Consider the following 16222-nt stretch of genomic DNA (forward strand, 5'->3'; position numbering starts at 1 on the left):
CGGAGCGGGCGGCGGCGGGGTGGCTCATGCGGCCGATAGGATGCCACGCGCGACGCCACTTGCCCGCGCGCATCGGGGCGTCTCGGCTCAGGACGTGGGCGGCGCCGGCGTCGGCGGCGTCGCGGCCGCGGGCTTCAAGCCCGCCGCCTGGCGCGCGGCGCGCTTCTCCAGCGCACGTGCGACAGAGGCGCGACGCAGGTGGTCGTCGATCACCGCGGTGATCAGCGCGCCGACGAAGAAGATCGTCGCCGCGTAGTACATCCAGACCAGCAGGATCACCAGCGTGCCGAACGACCCGTAGGCGCTGCCCGGCGCGGCGGTGGCGATGTAGACGCCGATCGCCCAGCGGCCGAGCACGAACAGGCCCGCGGTGATGGCGCCGCCGAACAGCGCCTGGCGCCAGCGCACGCGCCGGTCCGGCAGGTAGTGGTACAGCAGCGCGAACGCGAAGGCGTAGAGCACCAGCCCGGTCGCATTCCCCAGCAGCGGCAGCAGCGACGGCACGTTGGCGAACACCACTTCCAGCGCCGTCGTCGCCAGCGTCGAGACCAGCAGCAGGAAGCCGAGCGCGAACACCACGCCGAACGAGAACACGCGCTTGCGCAGGAACTCCACGATGCCGCCCGGCAGCGCGTCGCCATCGGTGTGGAAGATCAGGTTCAGCGTGGCCTGCAGGCGCGCGAACACGACCGTCGCGCCGAAGAACAGCAGGCCCGTGCTCCACAGCCCGGCCAGCGAGCCGATGTCGGGTTGCTCGGTCGCATTCTGGATCACGGTGCCCGCGACCGATTGCGCGCCTTCGCCGGCCAGCGCGCCGATCTGCGTGAGCAGCGCTTCCTGCGCCGCCGGATACAGCGACGCCGTCACCCAAAGCACCAGCACCAGCAGAGGCGCCAGCGAGATCAGCATGTAGAACGACAACGAGGCCGCATGCGTCAGCAGGTCGATTTCGACGAACCGCTTGACCAGCGCCGCCGGCACGCTGTCCTGCACCCGGACCACGCCGTGGTCGATGCGATTGCGTGCGCGGCTCCAGCGGGTGCGTGGCACGACGGCGTCGGATGCGTCGGCAGGCGCCTGTGGGGCGGGGGGCTGGGAAGTCGTCATGCGGGAGATGAGAGCGCGTGCGTGCGGCGAAGGCCTGCATCGTCGGCGGGGCGACGTTGGCGCAGTGTTAAGGCGCGTCGTTCGCGTCGGCTGCCAACCGGTGCAGGGCCTCACCGTCAAGACGCTGCACCGTCCACTCGTCCTGTCCCACGGCGCCGAGCGTGCGGTAGAAGCCGATCGCCGGCGCGTTCCAGTCGAGCACCGACCATTCGAAACGCCCGCAGCCGCGCGCGACCGCGAGTGCGGCGAGATGCGCCATCAGCCGGCGCCCCAGGCCGTGGCCGCGGAACGCGGGGCGCACGTACAGATCCTCGAGGTACAGGCCGCGTCGCCCGAGGAAGGTCGAGAAGTTGTGGAAGAACAGCGCGAAGCCCGCAGGCGCGCCGTCGACTTCGGCGATGACCACTTCCGCGCCGGGCGCCGCGCCGAACAGCGCGTCGTCGAGCATCGCCGCATCGGTGACCACGGCATCGGCCAGCTTTTCGTACTCGGCCAGCTCGCGGATGAAGGCGAGCACCAGGGGCGCATCGCCGGGACGCGCCGGCCGCAGTACGAGCGTGGGGTCGACGCGCGTGGCCATGCTCAGCCCAGCGCCTGCTTCACCAGGCGCGACACCAGGCCCATGTCGGCCTTGCCGGCGAGACGCGGCTTGAGCGCGCCCATCAGCTTGCCGATGTCGGCCGGGCCGCTGGCGCCGGTCTCGGCCTTGGCGGCTTCGATCGCGGCGAGGATCTCGGCCTCGTCCATCTTGGCCGGCACGTAGCGCTCGATGACCACGATCTCCTCGCGCTCGATCGCGGCCAGATCCTCGCGCGCGGCAGCCTCGTACTGGCTGACCGAGTCGCGGCGCTGCTTGATCATCTTGTCGAGGATCGCGATCACCGCGGTGTCGTCGAGCTCGATGCGCTCGTCGACCTCGCGCTGCTTGATCGCGGCGTTGATCAGCCGGATCACGCCGAGCGAATGCTTGTCGCCGGCCTTCATCGCGGCCTTCATGTCATCGGTGAGCTGCTGCTTCAGGGGCATGGCGGCGGTCCTTGGATGGGGCGGAATGCGGTCGGGCAGGGCCGGACCGGCAGGTGGGTAACGGAAACGACAAAAAGCCGGCGGCGCGTGGGCGCTGCCGGCTTGATGCGTCAACAAACGATCGAACCGGACGGCACAGCCGTCCGGCGCGCGCCGATCAGTACAGGCGCTGGCGCTTGGTGACGTCGCGCGAAACGCGGCGGGACTGGCGCTTCACGGCGGCAGCGGCCTTGCGCTTGCGCTCCTGGGTCGGCTTCTCGTAGAACTCGCGCTTGCGGGTTTCGGCGAGCACGCCTGCCTTCTCACAGGTGCGCTTGAAACGACGCAGCGCAAACTCGAAGGGCTCGTTTTCGCGGACTTTGACGCTTGGCATGGAATCTCCGGGGATTTGACTGCCCGGCCATCGTTGACCGGATCGACTGCGAGTGGACTCGCATGACACCGGGCTCCGGCCCGGCGAGCCGCGTATGATAGCCGCACGTCCACGGCGCGTGCAAGCGACCGGGATCGGCCTGTCTCGACCCGCCGGGCCCGCTCCCGGACCGCTGCCGCCGCCCGCTTCCCACGGGTCCTGCTCCGCTATGAAAGTCCTCGGCATCGAAACCTCCTGCGACGAAACCGGCGTGGCCGTCTACGACACGGCGATCGGCGGTGGCGACGGCCTGCGGGCGCATGCGGTCTACAGCCAGATCGCCCTGCATGCCGAATACGGCGGCGTGGTGCCGGAACTGGCCAGCCGCGACCACGTGCGCAAGCTGCTGCCGCTGATCCGGCAGACTCTGGCCGAGGCCGGCATGGGCACCGCCGACATCGACGGCGTCGCCTACACCGCAGGCCCCGGCCTGGTCGGCGCGCTGCTGGTCGGCGCCGGCGTCGCGCGTTCGCTGGCCTGGGCGCTCGAGGTGCCGGCGATCGGCGTGCACCACATGGAGGGCCATCTGCTGGCGCCGCTGATGGAAGACGATCCGCCCGCGCCGCCGTTCGTCGCGTTGCTGGTGTCGGGCGGGCACACCCAGCTGGTCGCGGTCGATGCGATCGGCAGCTACCGTCTGCTCGGCGAAACCCTCGACGACGCCGCCGGCGAGGCCTTCGACAAGACCGCGAAGATGATGGGCCTGCCGTATCCCGGCGGGCCCCAGCTGGCGGCGCTGGCCCAGGACGGCACGCCGGGCGCCTACCGGTTCTCGCGACCGATGACCGATCGTCCCGGCGTCGATTTCAGTTTCAGCGGCCTCAAGACCCAGGTGCTGCTCGCCTGGCAGGGCAGCGACCGGAGCGACGCGACCCGCCGCGACATCGCGCGCGGCTTCGAGGACGCCGTCGTCGACACGCTGGCGATCAAGTGCGCGCGCGCGCTCGATGCCGCGGGCTGCGACACCCTGGTCGTCGCCGGCGGCGTCGGCGCCAACCTGCGGCTGCGCGAGAAACTGCAGGCCGATGCCGCGCGTCGCGGTGGCCGCGTGTGCTTCCCGCGTCCGGCGCTGTGCACCGACAACGGCGCGATGATCGCCTTCGCCGGCGCGCTGCGCCTGCAGGCGGGCCAACATGCCGATGCCGCGGTGCACGTGACCCCGCGCTGGGACATGGCGACATTGCCGGTGGTCGGCGCGCCGCTGCGGGCCTGAGTCGCGACGCGGCGGAAATCGTCGCCGCGTTAAGCTCTGCGGCCCGCGCAGGCGCGACATTCCGGCAGTGTCCATGGACAAGGTCTTCATCGAAGGGCTCGAGATCGAGGCCCTGATCGGCATCTACGACTGGGAGCGGCGCATCCGCCAGCCGCTGCTGTTCGATCTCGAGATGGCGTTCGACAACCGCGTGCCGGCCGCGACCGACGACATCGCCCGCACGCTCGACTACAAGGCGGTCAGCAAGCGGCTGATCGACTACGTCACCGCGTCGGACTTCGGCCTGGTGGAAACGCTGGCCGAACGCTGCGCCGCCCTCGTGATCGAGGAGTTCGGCGTCGGCTGGCTGCGGCTGAAGCTGAGCAAGCCCGGCGCGGTGCGCGGTGCGCGCGCGGTCGGCGTGATCATCGAGCGCGGCGCGCCCTGAGGTTTCTTCGAGGAGGACGGATGCAAGACCAGCTGGACCAACTGCAGACCACGCTCGCGCCCTATCCCTGGGCCTACACCCTGATCGTACTCAGCGGCATTCTCGCCATCGCCTGGCTGGCCAACTGGCTGACCAAGCGCGTGCTGCTGCGCGGCCTGATGCGGGCGCTGCGCGCGACCCCGCTCGGCGGCCGCGACCACGATCACGACGTGCAGCTGAAGGTGATCCCGCGGCTGGCGAACGTGGTGCCGGCGCTGGTGCTCGCGGCCGGCGTGAGCATCGTCCCGGACATGCCGCCACAGCTGGTCACCATCGTGCGGGCGCTGTGCCAGGCCTTCATCGTGGTGACGGTCGCGCTGTCGCTCTCGCGCCTGCTGGACCTGATCAACGGCGCCTACGAGCGCCGGCCCGAAGCGCGCGACAAGCCGATCAAGGGCTACTTCCAGGTCGTCAAGATCATCATGTTCGTGCTGGTCGGGATCTCGCGGCCTCGGCGCGATGACCGCGGTGCTGATGCTGATTTTCCAGGACACCATCCTCTCGCTGGTCGCCAGCGTGCAGATCAGCAACGACGGCCGCGTGCGCGTCGGCGACTGGATCGAGATGCCGGCGCAGAACGCCGACGGCGACGTCATCGACATCGCCCTGCACACGATCACCGTGCAGAACTTCGACCGCACCGTGACCACCGTGCCGACCAAGAAGCTGGTCAGCGATTCGTTCAAGAACTGGCGGCCGATGAGCGAAGGCGGCGGCCGCCGGATCAAGCGCGCGCTGTACATCGACCAGCGCAGCGTGCGCTTCCTCGATCCCGAGCACGTGCAGCGCCTGCACCGGTTCCGGGTCATCGACGGCTATCTCGACCGCAAGCACCGCGAGCTCGACGACTGGAACGCGCGCCTCGACGGCGCCGATACGGTCAATACGCGCCGCGTCACCAACCTCGGCACGTTCCGCGCCTACGTCGAGCACTACCTGCGTCACCACCCCGGCATCCACCAGGAGCTGACGTTGCTGGTGCGCCAGCTGCAGCCCACCGAGACCGGCCTGCCGCTGGAGATCTACTGCTTCACCAACGACACCGCGTGGGTCGCCTACGAGGGCATCCAGTCGGACATCTTCGACCATCTGCTGGCGATCCTCGGCGAGTTCGACCTTCGGGTGTTCCAGCGCACCAGCGACGCGCCGGTCGACGTGAACCTGCGCCGCGTCGAGGCCGGTCCGCGCGCGGCCGATGCGTCGCCGTCGCTGCCGTCGCCGGTGCCGGCAGGCTGAGCCGGCGATGGCCCGCGTCGCCCTGAGCCTGGGCAGCAACGTCGCCCCGCGCCTGCACCTGCGCGCGGCGGTCGCGGCGCTGCGCGACGCGTTCGACGATGTCGTCGTGTCGGCGACCTACCGCTTCCCCGCGGTCGGCTACGACGGCCCGGATTTCCTCAACGCCGCCGCGCTGGTCACGACCGCGCTGTCGCCGGCCGCGCTCAACGCCTGGCTGCACGCGCTGGAAGACGCGCAGGGCCGCGACCGCAGCGGGCCGCGTTACAGCGACCGCACGCTGGACATCGACATCGTGCTGTACGACGCGCTGGTCTGCGACGGCGCGGACAACCTGCGGATTCCGCGCGACGAACTGCGGCATGCCTTCGTGCTCAAGCCGCTCGCGGAGATCGCGCCCGGGTGGCGGCATCCCGTCGACGGTCGCGCACTGGACGCGCTGTGGGCGGCGCACGCCGACCGCGACACCGTGTTCGAGGCGGTCACGCTCGACGGGTAGCCGCGCGCCGGCGGCATGACGACCGTCACTTGCCGGGCCCGCGCCGCGGCCGCACGATGGCCGCATCCAGGGAGGAGGCGCGCATGATGTTCGACAAGCTGTCGCGGAGTTGGGGGCTGGTGAAGGCGAGCGCGGCCGTGCTGCGCTCGGACAAGGAACTGATGCTGTTCCCGGTGATTTCCGGGCTGGCGACGCTGGTCGTGCTGGCGACGTTCGTGCTGCCGGTGACGGCGCTGCGGATGTTCTCCGACGGCTTCGGCGTCGCCGCGGTGGTGGTCGGTTTCGCGTTCTATTTCTGCCAGTACACGGTGATCGTGTTCTTCAACTGCGCGCTGGTCGGCGCGGCGATGATCCGTCTCGACGGCGGCGATCCGACCCTCGGTGACGGCCTGCGTGCGGCGCGGGCGCGGTTGCCGGCGATCCTCGGCTACGCGGCGATCTCGGCGACCGTCGGCGTGCTGATGCAGTCGCTCAAGCACCGCGACAACGGCGTGCTGGTGCGGCTGCTCGGCAGCGGGCTGGGCGCGTTGTGGACGCTGGCGACCTTTCTCGTCGTGCCGATCCTGGTCAGCCGCGACATCGGCCCGATCGCCGCGATGAAGGACAGCGTGCGCCTGCTGCGCCGCACCTGGGGCGAGAACGTCATCGGCAATGTCGGCATCGGCGCCGCGTTCGGCCTGCTGACCGGTGCGGTCGTGGTGCTCGGTGTCGCGCTGACCGTGCTGTCGGCGCAGGCCTCGCTGCCGCTGGCGGTCGTCGTCGGCACCGTCTTCGTGCTGGCCACGCTGTTCCTCGGCGTGTTCCAGGCGGCGCTCAGCGGCATCTACTCCGCGGCGCTGTACCGCTACGCTGTGTCGCACGAAACACCGGCCGGCTTCGAAGGCCGCGACCTCGCGCACGCCTTCGTCGCGAAATCCTGACGCGGGGCGACGCGCTCAGGACAATAGCCGGCCGCCGTCCACGGTCAGCACGGTGCCGGTGGTGTAGCGCGCCCCGGCGATCAGGTGGTGCACGGCCGCGGCGATGTCGGCCGCCGCGCCGATGCGCCCCAGCGGCGTGCGTGCCAGCAGCGCGGCCTGCAGCGCGGGATCGGCGTCGTGTTCCGGCCACAGGATCGCACCCGGCGCGACGCCGTTCACGCGCACCTCCGGTGCCAGTTCGACCGCGAGCACGCGGGTCATCGCATCCAGCGCGCCCTTGGTGATCGCGTAGACGCCCAGCCCGGCGCGCGGCTGGCGCGCGTGGATGTCGGACAGGTTGACGATCGCCCCCCGCGCGGCGCGCAGGTGCGGCGCCGCCGCCTGGGCCAGGAAATACGGCGCGCGCAGGTTGGTCGCCAGCAGCGCCTCCCATTGCGCGGGCGTCGTCGTCGCGAACGGTGTCTCGTAGAACGCGGACGCGTTGTTGACCAGCGCATCGAGCCGGCCGAAGCGGCCGACGGTGCCGGCGACCAGTTCGGCGAGGCGGTCGACGTCGCGCAGGTCGGCCTGCAGCACGTGCGCGCTGCCCGGCCGCGCGGCATCGAGCGTCGCGGCCAGGGCATCGGCGGCGTCGCGCGAGGTATTGCAGTGCAGGGCGATGGCGTAACCGGCCGCGTGCAGGTGCCGCGCGGTCTCCGCGCCCAGGCGGCGCGCCGCGCCGGTGACGAGGACGACAGGCGACGGGGCGGACGGAGGGGACATGCGGGCGGACCGGGCGGGGAGGCCGTCACCTTACGCCACGGGCGCAGCGGCGGACTAAGCTGGGGCCGTCCGTCCGCCGCCTGGAGTCGCGATGCAGCCCTTCGCCATCGAAGCGATCGATCACGTGGTGCTGCGGGTGCGCGACCTGCCGCGCGCGGTCGCGTTCTACACCGAGGTCGTCGGCTGCACGCTGGCCCGTCGGCGCGACGATCTCGGCCTCGTGCATCTGCGCGCCGGCGCATCGATGCTGGATCTCGTCGATGTCGCCGGCCGGCTCGGCGGCGGCGCCGCGCCGGATCCGGCCGCGCGCAACGTCGACCACGTCTGCCTGCGGATCGCGCCGTTCGACGAGGCCGCGCTGGTGGCGCATCTCGCACGTCACGGCGTCCAGCCGCGCGGACCGGCGGACGCCAACTTCGGCGCGCAGGGCGACGGCCTGTCGCTGTACATCGACGATCCGGAGGGCAACGGCATCGAATTCAAGGCCGGCGCCTGAGCCGTGCTGACCTGGCGTGCAGGCGCGCTCGCTTATCCTGACGTCCGCTCCCCGATGCCGCGCCGATGTCCAACGCCCACGCCCCCACGCCGTCCCCCGATGCCCTCGCCCACAGCGAACAGCTGCGCGCGCTGATCCACGCCCAGATCCGCGAGGCCGGCGGCGCGCTGCCGTTCTGGCGCTTCATGGAGCTGGCGCTGTACGCGCCCGGCCTCGGTTACTACAGCGCCGGCGCGGCGAAGTTCGGCGCGGCCGGCGACTTCGTCACCGCGCCCGAGCTCGGCGCGCTGTTCGCCGAATGCATCGCCGAGGCCTTCGCGCCGGTGTTGCGCGAGCTGGGCGAGGACACCGATTTCCTCGAGATCGGCGGCGGCAGCGGCGCGTTCGCCGGCGACGCGCTGGCGCATCTGGCCGCGCTCGACGCCGCGCCGACGCGCTACGCGATCCTCGAGCCGAGCGCCGATCTGCGCGAGCGCCAGCGCACGCACCTGCAACAGCGCCTGCCCGCGGATCTGTTCGCGCGCGTGCACTGGCTCGACGGCCCGATGCCGGCCGACTGGCGCGGCGTGCTGTTCGCCAACGAGGTCGTCGATGCGCTGCCGACGCCGCGTTTCGTCATCGGTGAAGGCCAGATATTCGAGGAGTACGTGACCGCCGCCAGCGATGGCGGCTTCGCGCGCACGCTGCATCCGGCCGACGCGATGCTGTCGGCGGCGGTGCGCCATGTCGAACGCGCGCGCGGCACGCCGCTGCCCGACGGCTACCGCTCGGAACTGCTGCCGCAGCTGCCGTACTGGGTGCAGGCGGTGGCCGGCGGCCTGCAGCAGGGCGCGCTGCTGTTCGTCGACTACGGCTATCCGCGCGCGGAGTACTACCGCGACGATCGCCGCGACGGCACGCTGCGTGCGTTCCATCGCCACCAGGTCTCGAACGACGTGTTCGCGCTGCCCGGGCTGCAGGATCTGACCGCGTCGGTCGACTTCACCGCGCTGGCCGAGGCCGGCACCACGGCGGGCTTCGCGTTCGCCGGCTACTGCAACCAGACCTCGCTGCTGCTCGGCAACCGGCTCGACCACCGGCTGGCCGCGCACGAGGCCGAAGCCGCGGATGAAGGCGCGCGTTACGCCCTGCGCCAGCAGGCCAAGAAGCTGACGCTGCCGGGCCAGATGGGCGAGGCCTTCCAGGCGATCGGCTTCGCACGCGATGTCGAGTTCGACCACGCCTTCCTGGTCGGCGATCTGAGCTACCGGCTGTGAGCCCGCGCCGGCCGCGGCTCGGGCGGGCGTTGAAACCGCTGCGCCGTCCGCGGTTGTGGACCGGCCTGTGGTGCACGGCGATCGCGCTGGTCGTGGTGCTGTCGCTGGCGCCGGCCGTGCCGATGCCGGATGTGCCCGACGGCGACAAGCTCGGGCATTTCCTGGTCTACGCTGCGCTCGCGGCCGCGGCGGTGCAGCTGTACGCGCGCTGGTCGTCGCTGCTCGGCGCGGGCATCGGCCTGGTGCTGCTCGGCATCGGTCTGGAATACGCGCAGGGCGCCCTGACCGCGCACCGCCTGCAGGACCCGATGGACGCGCTGGCGAACACGCTGGGCGTCCTCGCCGGCCTCGCCACGCGGCTGACGCCGCTGCGCGATCTGCTGCTGCGCATCGACGGCGGTCGCGGGCACGCAACGCGCCGATAGACGCGCGACGGGCGCTCCCGACACGCATCGTCGCCGCGCGCACCGGCAGGCGATCAGCGGGGCTGCAGGGTCACCGTATCGACGACCCACATCGTCGGTCGCGTGTCGCCGGTGAAAGTCAGGCACAGGTCGGTCGCCTCGGGGGATGCGAGCGCGGACGTGTCGATCGGCGTGCGCAGGGTCAGGAAGCCGTCCGCATCGGGCGCGGCCGGCAGCGGCAGCGTCGCCAGCACCGGTCCCGTGCAGCCGGCCGCCTGCACGACGAGTTCGCCATGCGCGGTCGTGGCCGGCAGGAACGTGCGGTGCGGTTCGTCGTGGGCCAGCTGGAAGTAGTACGGCATGCGCCCGGCGCGGATCTCCAGCCCGCCGATGTCGCCGAGGTCCGCCTGCGGCCACAGCCAGCAGGGGTAGAAGATCGTGACGTTGAAGATCGCGCGCTCGCCGCGCAGCGGGCCGTCGTCCTCGAGCCGCAGCAGCAGGCGGCCCGTGTCCGGGCAGGTGGCCAGGTCGTCGTCGCGGCGGGTCAGCAGCGTCGTCGCATCGAACGCGTGGCGGCGCGCCGCCGCGAGCGGCGCGCCATCCGAGAACGCCGCCGCGCGGATGTCGGCCGGCAGGCGCACTACGAACGGCGCCTCGTAGCGCGGCGAGCTCGCGTGCGGCGCGCTGCCGTCGGTCGTGTAGTGCACCGGATAGCCGAGCGGGTTGCGCAGCGTCACCTGCGCGGGGCCGGCGCGACGGTCGCCGTCGATGTCCGCCAGCGCCTGGAACGGCGTCTGCGCATAGCCCGTGCCCATCGCCGTCGACCACGCACGTTCGGCCAGCGCGGCCAGGCGCGGGAACATGTGGTGCTGCAGGCGTTCGAACGTGCGCGTGTGCTCGGTCCACAGGTTCGCCTGCACGCCGAGGATGTGGTGATGCAGAGCGGCGGGCAGGGCCGCCGGCACCGGTTCGAAGTCGTAGACCTGCCGCAGCGTGACCATCGCCGGACGGCCCGGCGGCTCGTCCGGCGCGTCGGTCTGCAGGTAGTCGAGGTAGAGATCCGAAGACGGCGTCATCACCACGTCGTGGCCCTGGCGCGCGGCGTCGAGCCCGCCGTCGATGCCGCGCCACGACATCACCGTGGCCTCGGCCGGCAGGCCGCCTTCGAGGATCTCGTCCCAGCCGATCAGGCGCCGGTCGTGCGCGACCAGGAATCGCTCCATGCGCTTGATGAAATGGCTCTGCAGTTCGGCCTCGTTGCGCACGCCGAGCTCGCGCATGCGTTGCTGGACGCGCGGTGACGCTTCCCACTGGTCCTTGACCGCCTCGTCGCCGCCGACGTGCACGTAGGTGCCGGGGAACAGGTCGACGACTTCGGCCAGCACGTTCTCCAGGAACGTGAAGGTGGATTCCTCGACGTTGAACAGCGTCCGGTTGACGCCCCATTCGTTGAGCACCGGCACCGGCGTGTCGAGCACGCCGAGTTCGGGATACGCGGCGACCGCGGCCTGCGCGTGGCCCGGGCCGTTGATTTCCGGTACCACGGTGATGTGCCGCGCCGCGGCGTAGGCGACGATGTCGCGGACCTGGTCCTGGGTGTAGAAGCCGCAGTAGGGCACCGGCGCGCCGGTCTGCGGATCGATGCCGCCGTCGCCCGCCGGCAGGCGGCAGCCGCCGACGCCGGTCAGGCGCGGGTAGCGCTTGATCTCGATGCGCCAGCCCTGGTCGTCGGTCAGGTGCCAGTGGAAGACGTTGAGCTTGTGCAACGCCATCGCATCGAGCACCTGCTTGATCTCGTCGACGCTCTGGAAATGCCGGGCCGAGTCGAGCATGAAACCGCGCCAGCCGAACCGCGGTGCGTCCTCGATGCGCGTGGCCGGCAGCGTCGGCGTGGCGCCATCCACCTGGGCGACCAGCTGCCATAGCGTGACCGCGCCGTAGAACAGGCCGCGCTCGTCGGACGCGCGCACCGAAACGCCGTTCGGGGTGATGTCGAGGACGTAGCCTTCCGCGTGCTGCGGCGAGGCGGCGGCGTCGAGTGCGAACGTGATCGCGGGGGACGCGCCGTGGCCGGCGGTCCCTGTCTGCAGGCGCAGCCCGTTCGAGGTCGCAACGACACCGGCGAAGTGCTGCGCGACACGGCGGGCGGCGTCGCTCTCGGCCCGCAGCGGCGTAGCCGACGTCAGCGCGAATCCGCCATCACCCGCGACGAGGTGCGCCGGCGCCGGAATCAATGCCGGCACGAGGACGACGGGTGGCGGTGCCTGCGGGCGGGGCGTGCAGGCCGCCAGTGCCGCGAGGGCGGCGAAGACCAGCGAGACGGCAGCGGTACGACGGAACGGACGAGCACTCATGCGGACGACCTTGCGATGCGGTGACGGGTCGCGACCGCCGGTCCGCGCACGGTGGCGCGGGCCGCGCGGACGCGCGAGGCGGGGCCCGTGCCCGGCATGCGCACCGGGCACGGACACGCCGCCGGCGTGCTCAGAACTTGAAGCGGAAGTTGAGGTAGTACTGCCGGCCGTTCGAGTAGAACGCGTACGGCAGGAAGCCCGCGTCGGTCTCGGTGTAGTACTTGTGGTCGGGGTTGTTGAGGTTCAGACCTTCCAGCGTCACGGTCATCCAGTCGCTGACCTTGTACCCGAGGGATGCCGACAGGGTGCCGAAGTCGTCCTGGTAGAACGCGTCGGTGCGACTGACGCCGGCGTAGAACGCGTCGCGGAAGGTGTAGCTCAGGCGCGCGTTGAACCGCTCGTTCTCGAAGTAGCCCGACAGGTTGTAGGTGTTCTCGGACGTGCCGTTCAAGGGCCGGCCGCCTTCGGCGCTGCCGTCGGCGTAGGTGTAGTTGGCCGCGACGCCGAAGTTCTCGCCGATCGGCTGTTCGTAGGTCAGCTCCACGCCCTGCACCTTGCCGTCGCTGTTGACCGGCGTGGAGACCTGGTAATCCGCGTAGACGTCCTGCCCGGCCTCGATGCTCGCGGCCTGGTCCTTGAACTGGATGATGGCGGTGCCGAAGTTGATGTAGTCGTCCAGCTCCATCCGGAACAGGCTCGCCGCCAGCAGCGCGCGCGGTGCGAAATACCACTCCAGCGACACGTCGACGTTGGTCGAGACGATCGGGTCGAGATAGGGATTTCCGCCGCTGCCGGTGTGGGTGAGATCGTCGAGCGCCAGCGTGCCCGACAGCGCCGAGAAGTCCGGCCGGGTCATCGTCTGCGAAGCGCCGAAACGCGCGACCAGGTCGTCGCGGAGGTCGAGTTTCAGGTTCAGGCTGGGCAGCAGCTTGCTGTAGTTGTTCTCGTCCTGGACCGGCAGGTAGGCGCCGAAGTCCGAGCCGGTGATCGCGCCCGGCACGTCGTCGGGCGCGGCGACGGCCTGGTTGTAGCGGACATCGGTATCGGTCTGGACGTAGCGCAGGCCGAGGTTGCCGCTCCAGCGGTCGCCGGCGAAGTTGGCCTGGACGTACGCGGCCGAGACCGCTTCCTTGACCCCGTAGACACCGGAGAAATCGAAGCGTCCGACCGGATCGCGGTTGGCGAACTGGGCGTTGAGAGCGGCCAGCTGTTCGGGCGTGTAATACCAGATGCCGCCCGGCACGCTGCCGCCGACGCCGTTGCCGAAGTCGCCGGGGAACTGCCCGCCGGGCGCCGGATAGGCGTCGATGTTCTGCCAGTCGCTGGCCCAGTTCGGGCCTTGGCCGATCTGCCGGTCGTTGCGGCGCTCGTGCTCGGCGTAACGCACGCCGACATCGAGCGTCGACAGCACGCCACCGAAGTACAGCTCGCCGTCGGCCGAGAACCAGTCCTCGTCGTCGCGCACGTCGATCGCCTGCCCGCCGAAGATCCAGCCGAACTGCGGCAGGTGTTCGCCGGCGCTGTTGTCGCCGCCGAGCGACCAGTTGATCGGCGTGCCCAGCCCGCCCATCTGCCAGCTGGCGCCCGCATTGCCGGCGACGCCGGTTTCGATCACGTCCTGGGTCGGGCTCGTGCCGCGGCCACGGGTGCTGCCGGCCTGCAGCTTGACGCCGAAACTGTCGCTGGCCTGCCAGTCGGCATCGAGCGTGACGAACCGGGATTCCGAGCCCGCGCCCGGGCGCGAGATCATGTCGTAGACGCCGTAGGGCGTGATGCTGTCGGCGCCGGTCACCGGCGCGTAGACCGCTTCGGTCAGCACGCCGTCGCGGACCACGTAGCCCGGCTGCGGCGCGCGAGTGTTGACGAACTGGCTGCCCCACATCATGTAGTTGCGGTTGTAGTTGTCGGCTTCCAGCTTGGAGTAGAACGCGTTGAGGCCGAGGGTCAGGCTGTCGGTCGCGCGCACCTCGATGTCGAGGACGCCGCCCTTGCGCTCGCGTTCCTGCTCGAACAGCACCGCGCCGAGCAGGTTGGGATAGAGCACGCCGGCGAGGTCGGGATTGGTGGCCACGACCGGCGCATCGTCGGCGATGACGCCGTAGCCGCCGACCACTTCCTGTCCGTCGCGGCGCAGGTTCCGCTTCTGGTAGAAGCCCTGGACCATGACTCCGACGTTGCCGGCGTCGTTCTTCCAGTTGAACAGTGCGCTGACCTGCGGATCGGTCTCGCCGGGCAGGTCCGAATGCACCGCGCCGACCGAGGCCTCGGCGGTGAACGGCTCGGCGAACTGCAGCGGGCTGCGGGTGATGATATTCACCGAACCCGCGGTGCCGCCTTCGACCAGCTTGGCCTGGGAGCTCTTGTAGACCACGACCTGGTCGACGATCTCGGCCGGCAGCAGCGAGTAGCTGACGCTGCGCCCGACGTTCGCCGTCTGGCTGAGCACGAACCAGTCGCCGGTGCCGATGGTGTGACCGTTGACGAGGGTCTGGGTGAGGCTCGGATTGGTGCCGCGCAGGCTGACACGGTCGGCCTCGTCGAAGCCGCCTTCGCTGGCGCTCGACGAACTGATGTTGACGCCCGGCAGGCGCTGCAGCGCATCGGCGACGTTCTTGGCGGGCAGCTTGCCGATGTCTTCGGCGGAGACCGCCTCGACGTGGGACTCGGCCTCGCGCTTGGTGTCGAGCGACTTCTGCAGGCTGCCGCGGATGCCGGTCACGATGACGCGGTCGAGTTCCGTGGCCGCCTCGCCCTGGGGCGCGGCCTGCTGCGCCTGGGCCTGGAGGGAGACGCACAGGCCCAGGGTGATTGCGGCCGAAAGCACTGATTTGCGGTAGTTCATGGTGGTCCCCATCGCTGATGTAAGTGGCGCCGTGGCGGACCCGTGCCGCCGCGGCGTGCCTGTACCGGCGTCACCCGAACCGCGGTGTCGCGTGTCGCGTTGGCCAGCGCTGTCGCGCCACCCGCACGCAGGTCCTTCCCCGACCTTCCGCGCGCCGGCGGCGCGTCAGTCGTGCTGCCCGAGATACCAGCTGGCCGCGCCTATGACGCCCAGCTGCCCGTGCTCGACCAGCCGCACGGGAATACGTTCGAGCGCCTCGCGCATCGGTCCCTTGTTGAGGAACCGCGCGACGAACGCGCTCTGCATCAGGTAATCGCGGATCTGCGGCAGGATGCCCCCCGCCAGATAGATGCCGCCGTGCACGCCGTAGAGCAGCGCCATGTCGCCGACGGTGCTGCCGAGCAGGCCGCAGAACGCGTCCAGGCTCTCGCGCGCCAGTGCATCCCCGCCCTGCATCGCCGCGGCCGTGACCTCGTCGGGCGCCGCGTGCACCGGCGTCCGGCCGTGCAGTGCGCACACCGCGCGGTAGAGGTTCATCAGGCCCGGACCCGACAGCGCGTGTTCGATCGGCACGTGGTTGCGGCCACGCTGCAGTTCGCGCAGCAGCGCCATCTCGTGATCGGTGCCGGTCGTCAGCGCGGCCTGGCCGGCTTCCGTCGCCAGCACCACCGGCCCGTGCGCGGTGGGGATGCGCACCGCCGCGCCGAGACCGGTGCCCGGCCCGACGATCAGCATCGGCCCGGGCTGTGCGATGTCGGGCCCGGTCAGGCGCAGCACCTCGCTGCCGTCGACCTGCGCCGCGGCGTGGGCGACGGCCTCGAAATCGTTGACCAGGCGGAAGCGACGGAACCCGAGCCGCACGCGGGTCTCTTCCAGCGAGAGCGGCCACGGCAGGTTCGCGGTGATGACGGTGCCGTCCTCGAGCGCGTAGCCGGCGCTGGCGATCGCACCGGCATCGACGCGCGGGCCCGGCAGGGCGGCGAGGAAGTCCTCGATGATGTCGGCCAGGCCCGCGTGCTCGGCGCAGACGTACTTGCGGTACTCGAGCACGCGCACCGGATGCGCGGCATCGCCCGTGGCCTCGACCAGGCCGATGCGCACGTGGGTGCCACCGACGTCGGCGGCGATGAACGGCGCGTGCGGCGTCGGCGTGCGGGACTGCGGAAGAGAGGATGCGACCACGGAAGCTCCGGGAGGGAAGGGCGCCATACGATGACAGCCACCACCAGACG

The 16222-nt window shown here is 70.9% G+C and carries 15 protein-coding genes and 1 pseudogene; 8 read left to right on the forward strand and 8 right to left on the reverse strand.

Annotated elements, in window-relative coordinates:
• Positions 1-87 precede the first annotated feature (87 nt).
• The 4 genes from CJ022_RS07595 to rpsU form a co-directional block, all read right to left on the reverse strand.
• The gene (locus CJ022_RS07595; RefSeq protein ID WP_101926058.1) at positions 88-1107 is read right to left on the reverse strand and encodes a YihY/virulence factor BrkB family protein; all 1020 of its coding nucleotides are present in this window, start codon (positions 1105-1107) and stop codon (positions 88-90) included.
• A gap of 67 nt (positions 1108-1174) precedes the next feature.
• Positions 1175-1687, reverse strand: a complete 513-nt coding sequence (locus CJ022_RS07600; protein ID WP_101926059.1) for a GNAT family N-acetyltransferase — start codon at positions 1685-1687, stop codon at positions 1175-1177.
• A gap of 2 nt (positions 1688-1689) precedes the next feature.
• A complete protein-coding gene (locus CJ022_RS07605; protein ID WP_101926060.1) occupies positions 1690-2133 on the reverse strand; it encodes a GatB/YqeY domain-containing protein in 444 nt (147 codons plus the stop codon).
• A gap of 157 nt (positions 2134-2290) precedes the next feature.
• Complete coding sequence (gene rpsU / locus CJ022_RS07610; RefSeq protein WP_101926061.1) at positions 2291-2506, reverse strand: 30S ribosomal protein S21; 216 nt, start codon at positions 2504-2506, stop codon at positions 2291-2293.
• Between the two features lie 208 nt (positions 2507-2714).
• On the opposite strand from rpsU, the gene tsaD reads away from it, so the two are divergent.
• From tsaD to CJ022_RS07635, 5 genes and pseudogenes are all read left to right on the forward strand, one after another.
• Positions 2715-3758 carry a tRNA (adenosine(37)-N6)-threonylcarbamoyltransferase complex transferase subunit TsaD gene (gene tsaD, locus CJ022_RS07615; protein ID WP_101926062.1) on the forward strand — a complete coding sequence of 348 codons (1044 nt, stop codon included), beginning with the start codon at positions 2715-2717 and terminating at the stop codon, positions 3756-3758.
• A gap of 73 nt (positions 3759-3831) precedes the next feature.
• Positions 3832-4185 (forward strand): dihydroneopterin aldolase, encoded by a 354-nt coding sequence (gene folB, locus CJ022_RS07620; protein ID WP_101926063.1) that lies wholly within the window; start codon positions 3832-3834, stop codon positions 4183-4185.
• Positions 4186-4205: 20 nt separating this feature from the next.
• Positions 4206-5460: pseudogene (locus tag CJ022_RS07625) on the forward strand (mechanosensitive ion channel family protein).
• A 7-nt stretch (positions 5461-5467) separates the two neighbouring features.
• A complete protein-coding gene (folK, locus tag CJ022_RS07630; RefSeq protein WP_101926064.1) occupies positions 5468-5956 on the forward strand; it encodes a 2-amino-4-hydroxy-6-hydroxymethyldihydropteridine diphosphokinase in 489 nt (162 codons plus the stop codon).
• Between the two features lie 83 nt (positions 5957-6039).
• The gene (locus tag CJ022_RS07635; protein WP_233198645.1) at positions 6040-6876 is read left to right on the forward strand and encodes a DUF6159 family protein; all 837 of its coding nucleotides are present in this window, start codon (positions 6040-6042) and stop codon (positions 6874-6876) included.
• 15 nt (positions 6877-6891) lie between these two features.
• On the opposite strand, the gene CJ022_RS07640 is transcribed toward CJ022_RS07635, so the two are convergent.
• A complete protein-coding gene (locus CJ022_RS07640) occupies positions 6892-7638 on the reverse strand; it encodes a pteridine reductase (RefSeq protein WP_101926065.1) in 747 nt (248 codons plus the stop codon).
• A 91-nt stretch (positions 7639-7729) separates the two neighbouring features.
• Between CJ022_RS07640 and CJ022_RS07645 the strand changes: the two genes are divergently transcribed.
• The 3 genes from CJ022_RS07645 to CJ022_RS07655 all read left to right on the forward strand — a co-directional run bounded on the left by CJ022_RS07645 (position 7730) and on the right by CJ022_RS07655 (position 9815).
• Positions 7730-8134 carry a VOC family protein gene (locus CJ022_RS07645; protein ID WP_101926066.1) on the forward strand — a complete coding sequence of 135 codons (405 nt, stop codon included), beginning with the start codon at positions 7730-7732 and terminating at the stop codon, positions 8132-8134.
• 65 nt (positions 8135-8199) lie between these two features.
• Positions 8200-9390: a class I SAM-dependent methyltransferase gene (locus CJ022_RS07650; protein WP_101926067.1), complete on the forward strand. Its 1191-nt coding sequence runs from the start codon at positions 8200-8202 to the stop codon at positions 9388-9390.
• Positions 9387-9815 (forward strand): VanZ family protein, encoded by a 429-nt coding sequence (locus tag CJ022_RS07655; RefSeq protein ID WP_101926068.1) that lies wholly within the window; start codon positions 9387-9389, stop codon positions 9813-9815. The genes CJ022_RS07650 and CJ022_RS07655 overlap by 4 nt, the downstream gene beginning before the upstream one ends.
• A gap of 53 nt (positions 9816-9868) precedes the next feature.
• Here CJ022_RS07655 and CJ022_RS07660 read toward each other — a convergent pair whose 3' ends face one another.
• The 3 genes from CJ022_RS07660 to CJ022_RS07670 all read right to left on the reverse strand — a co-directional run bounded on the left by CJ022_RS07660 (position 9869) and on the right by CJ022_RS07670 (position 16172).
• The gene (locus CJ022_RS07660) at positions 9869-12148 is read right to left on the reverse strand and encodes a beta-N-acetylhexosaminidase (protein WP_101926069.1); all 2280 of its coding nucleotides are present in this window, start codon (positions 12146-12148) and stop codon (positions 9869-9871) included.
• Positions 12149-12278: 130 nt separating this feature from the next.
• Entirely contained in the window at positions 12279-14990 is a 2712-nt protein-coding gene (locus CJ022_RS07665) for a TonB-dependent receptor (protein ID WP_101926070.1), read from the reverse strand.
• A 165-nt stretch (positions 14991-15155) separates the two neighbouring features.
• Complete coding sequence (locus CJ022_RS07670; RefSeq protein WP_233198646.1) at positions 15156-16172, reverse strand: glucokinase family protein; 1017 nt, start codon at positions 16170-16172, stop codon at positions 15156-15158.
• Positions 16173-16222: the final 50 nt, after the last annotated feature.

The sequence above is a fragment of the Luteimonas rhizosphaerae genome (genome assembly GCF_002849595.1).
In the GTDB taxonomy this organism is placed as follows: Bacteria; Pseudomonadota; Gammaproteobacteria; order Xanthomonadales; family Xanthomonadaceae; genus Luteimonas; species Luteimonas cellulosilyticus.

Excerpts from the sequence above, each read along its gene's own strand:
- CJ022_RS07595 (WP_101926058.1), bottom strand. The coding sequence starts at position 1,107 with ATGACGACTTCCCAGCCCCCCGCCCCACAGGCGCCTGCCGACGCATCC.
- CJ022_RS07600 (WP_101926059.1), bottom strand. The coding sequence starts at position 1,687 with ATGGCCACGCGCGTCGACCCCACGCTCGTACTGCGGCCGGCGCGTCCC.
- CJ022_RS07605 (WP_101926060.1), bottom strand. The coding sequence starts at position 2,133 with ATGCCCCTGAAGCAGCAGCTCACCGATGACATGAAGGCCGCGATGAAG.
- rpsU (WP_101926061.1), bottom strand. The coding sequence starts at position 2,506 with ATGCCAAGCGTCAAAGTCCGCGAAAACGAGCCCTTCGAGTTTGCGCTG.
- tsaD (WP_101926062.1), top strand. The coding sequence starts at position 2,715 with ATGAAAGTCCTCGGCATCGAAACCTCCTGCGACGAAACCGGCGTGGCC.
- folB (WP_101926063.1), top strand. The coding sequence starts at position 3,832 with ATGGACAAGGTCTTCATCGAAGGGCTCGAGATCGAGGCCCTGATCGGC.
- folK (WP_101926064.1), top strand. The coding sequence starts at position 5,468 with ATGGCCCGCGTCGCCCTGAGCCTGGGCAGCAACGTCGCCCCGCGCCTG.
- CJ022_RS07635 (WP_233198645.1), top strand. The coding sequence starts at position 6,040 with ATGATGTTCGACAAGCTGTCGCGGAGTTGGGGGCTGGTGAAGGCGAGC.
- CJ022_RS07640 (WP_101926065.1), bottom strand. The coding sequence starts at position 7,638 with ATGTCCCCTCCGTCCGCCCCGTCGCCTGTCGTCCTCGTCACCGGCGCG.
- CJ022_RS07645 (WP_101926066.1), top strand. The coding sequence starts at position 7,730 with ATGCAGCCCTTCGCCATCGAAGCGATCGATCACGTGGTGCTGCGGGTG.
- CJ022_RS07650 (WP_101926067.1), top strand. The coding sequence starts at position 8,200 with ATGTCCAACGCCCACGCCCCCACGCCGTCCCCCGATGCCCTCGCCCAC.
- CJ022_RS07660 (WP_101926069.1), bottom strand. The coding sequence starts at position 12,148 with ATGAGTGCTCGTCCGTTCCGTCGTACCGCTGCCGTCTCGCTGGTCTTC.
- CJ022_RS07665 (WP_101926070.1), bottom strand. The coding sequence starts at position 14,990 with ATGAACTACCGCAAATCAGTGCTTTCGGCCGCAATCACCCTGGGCCTG.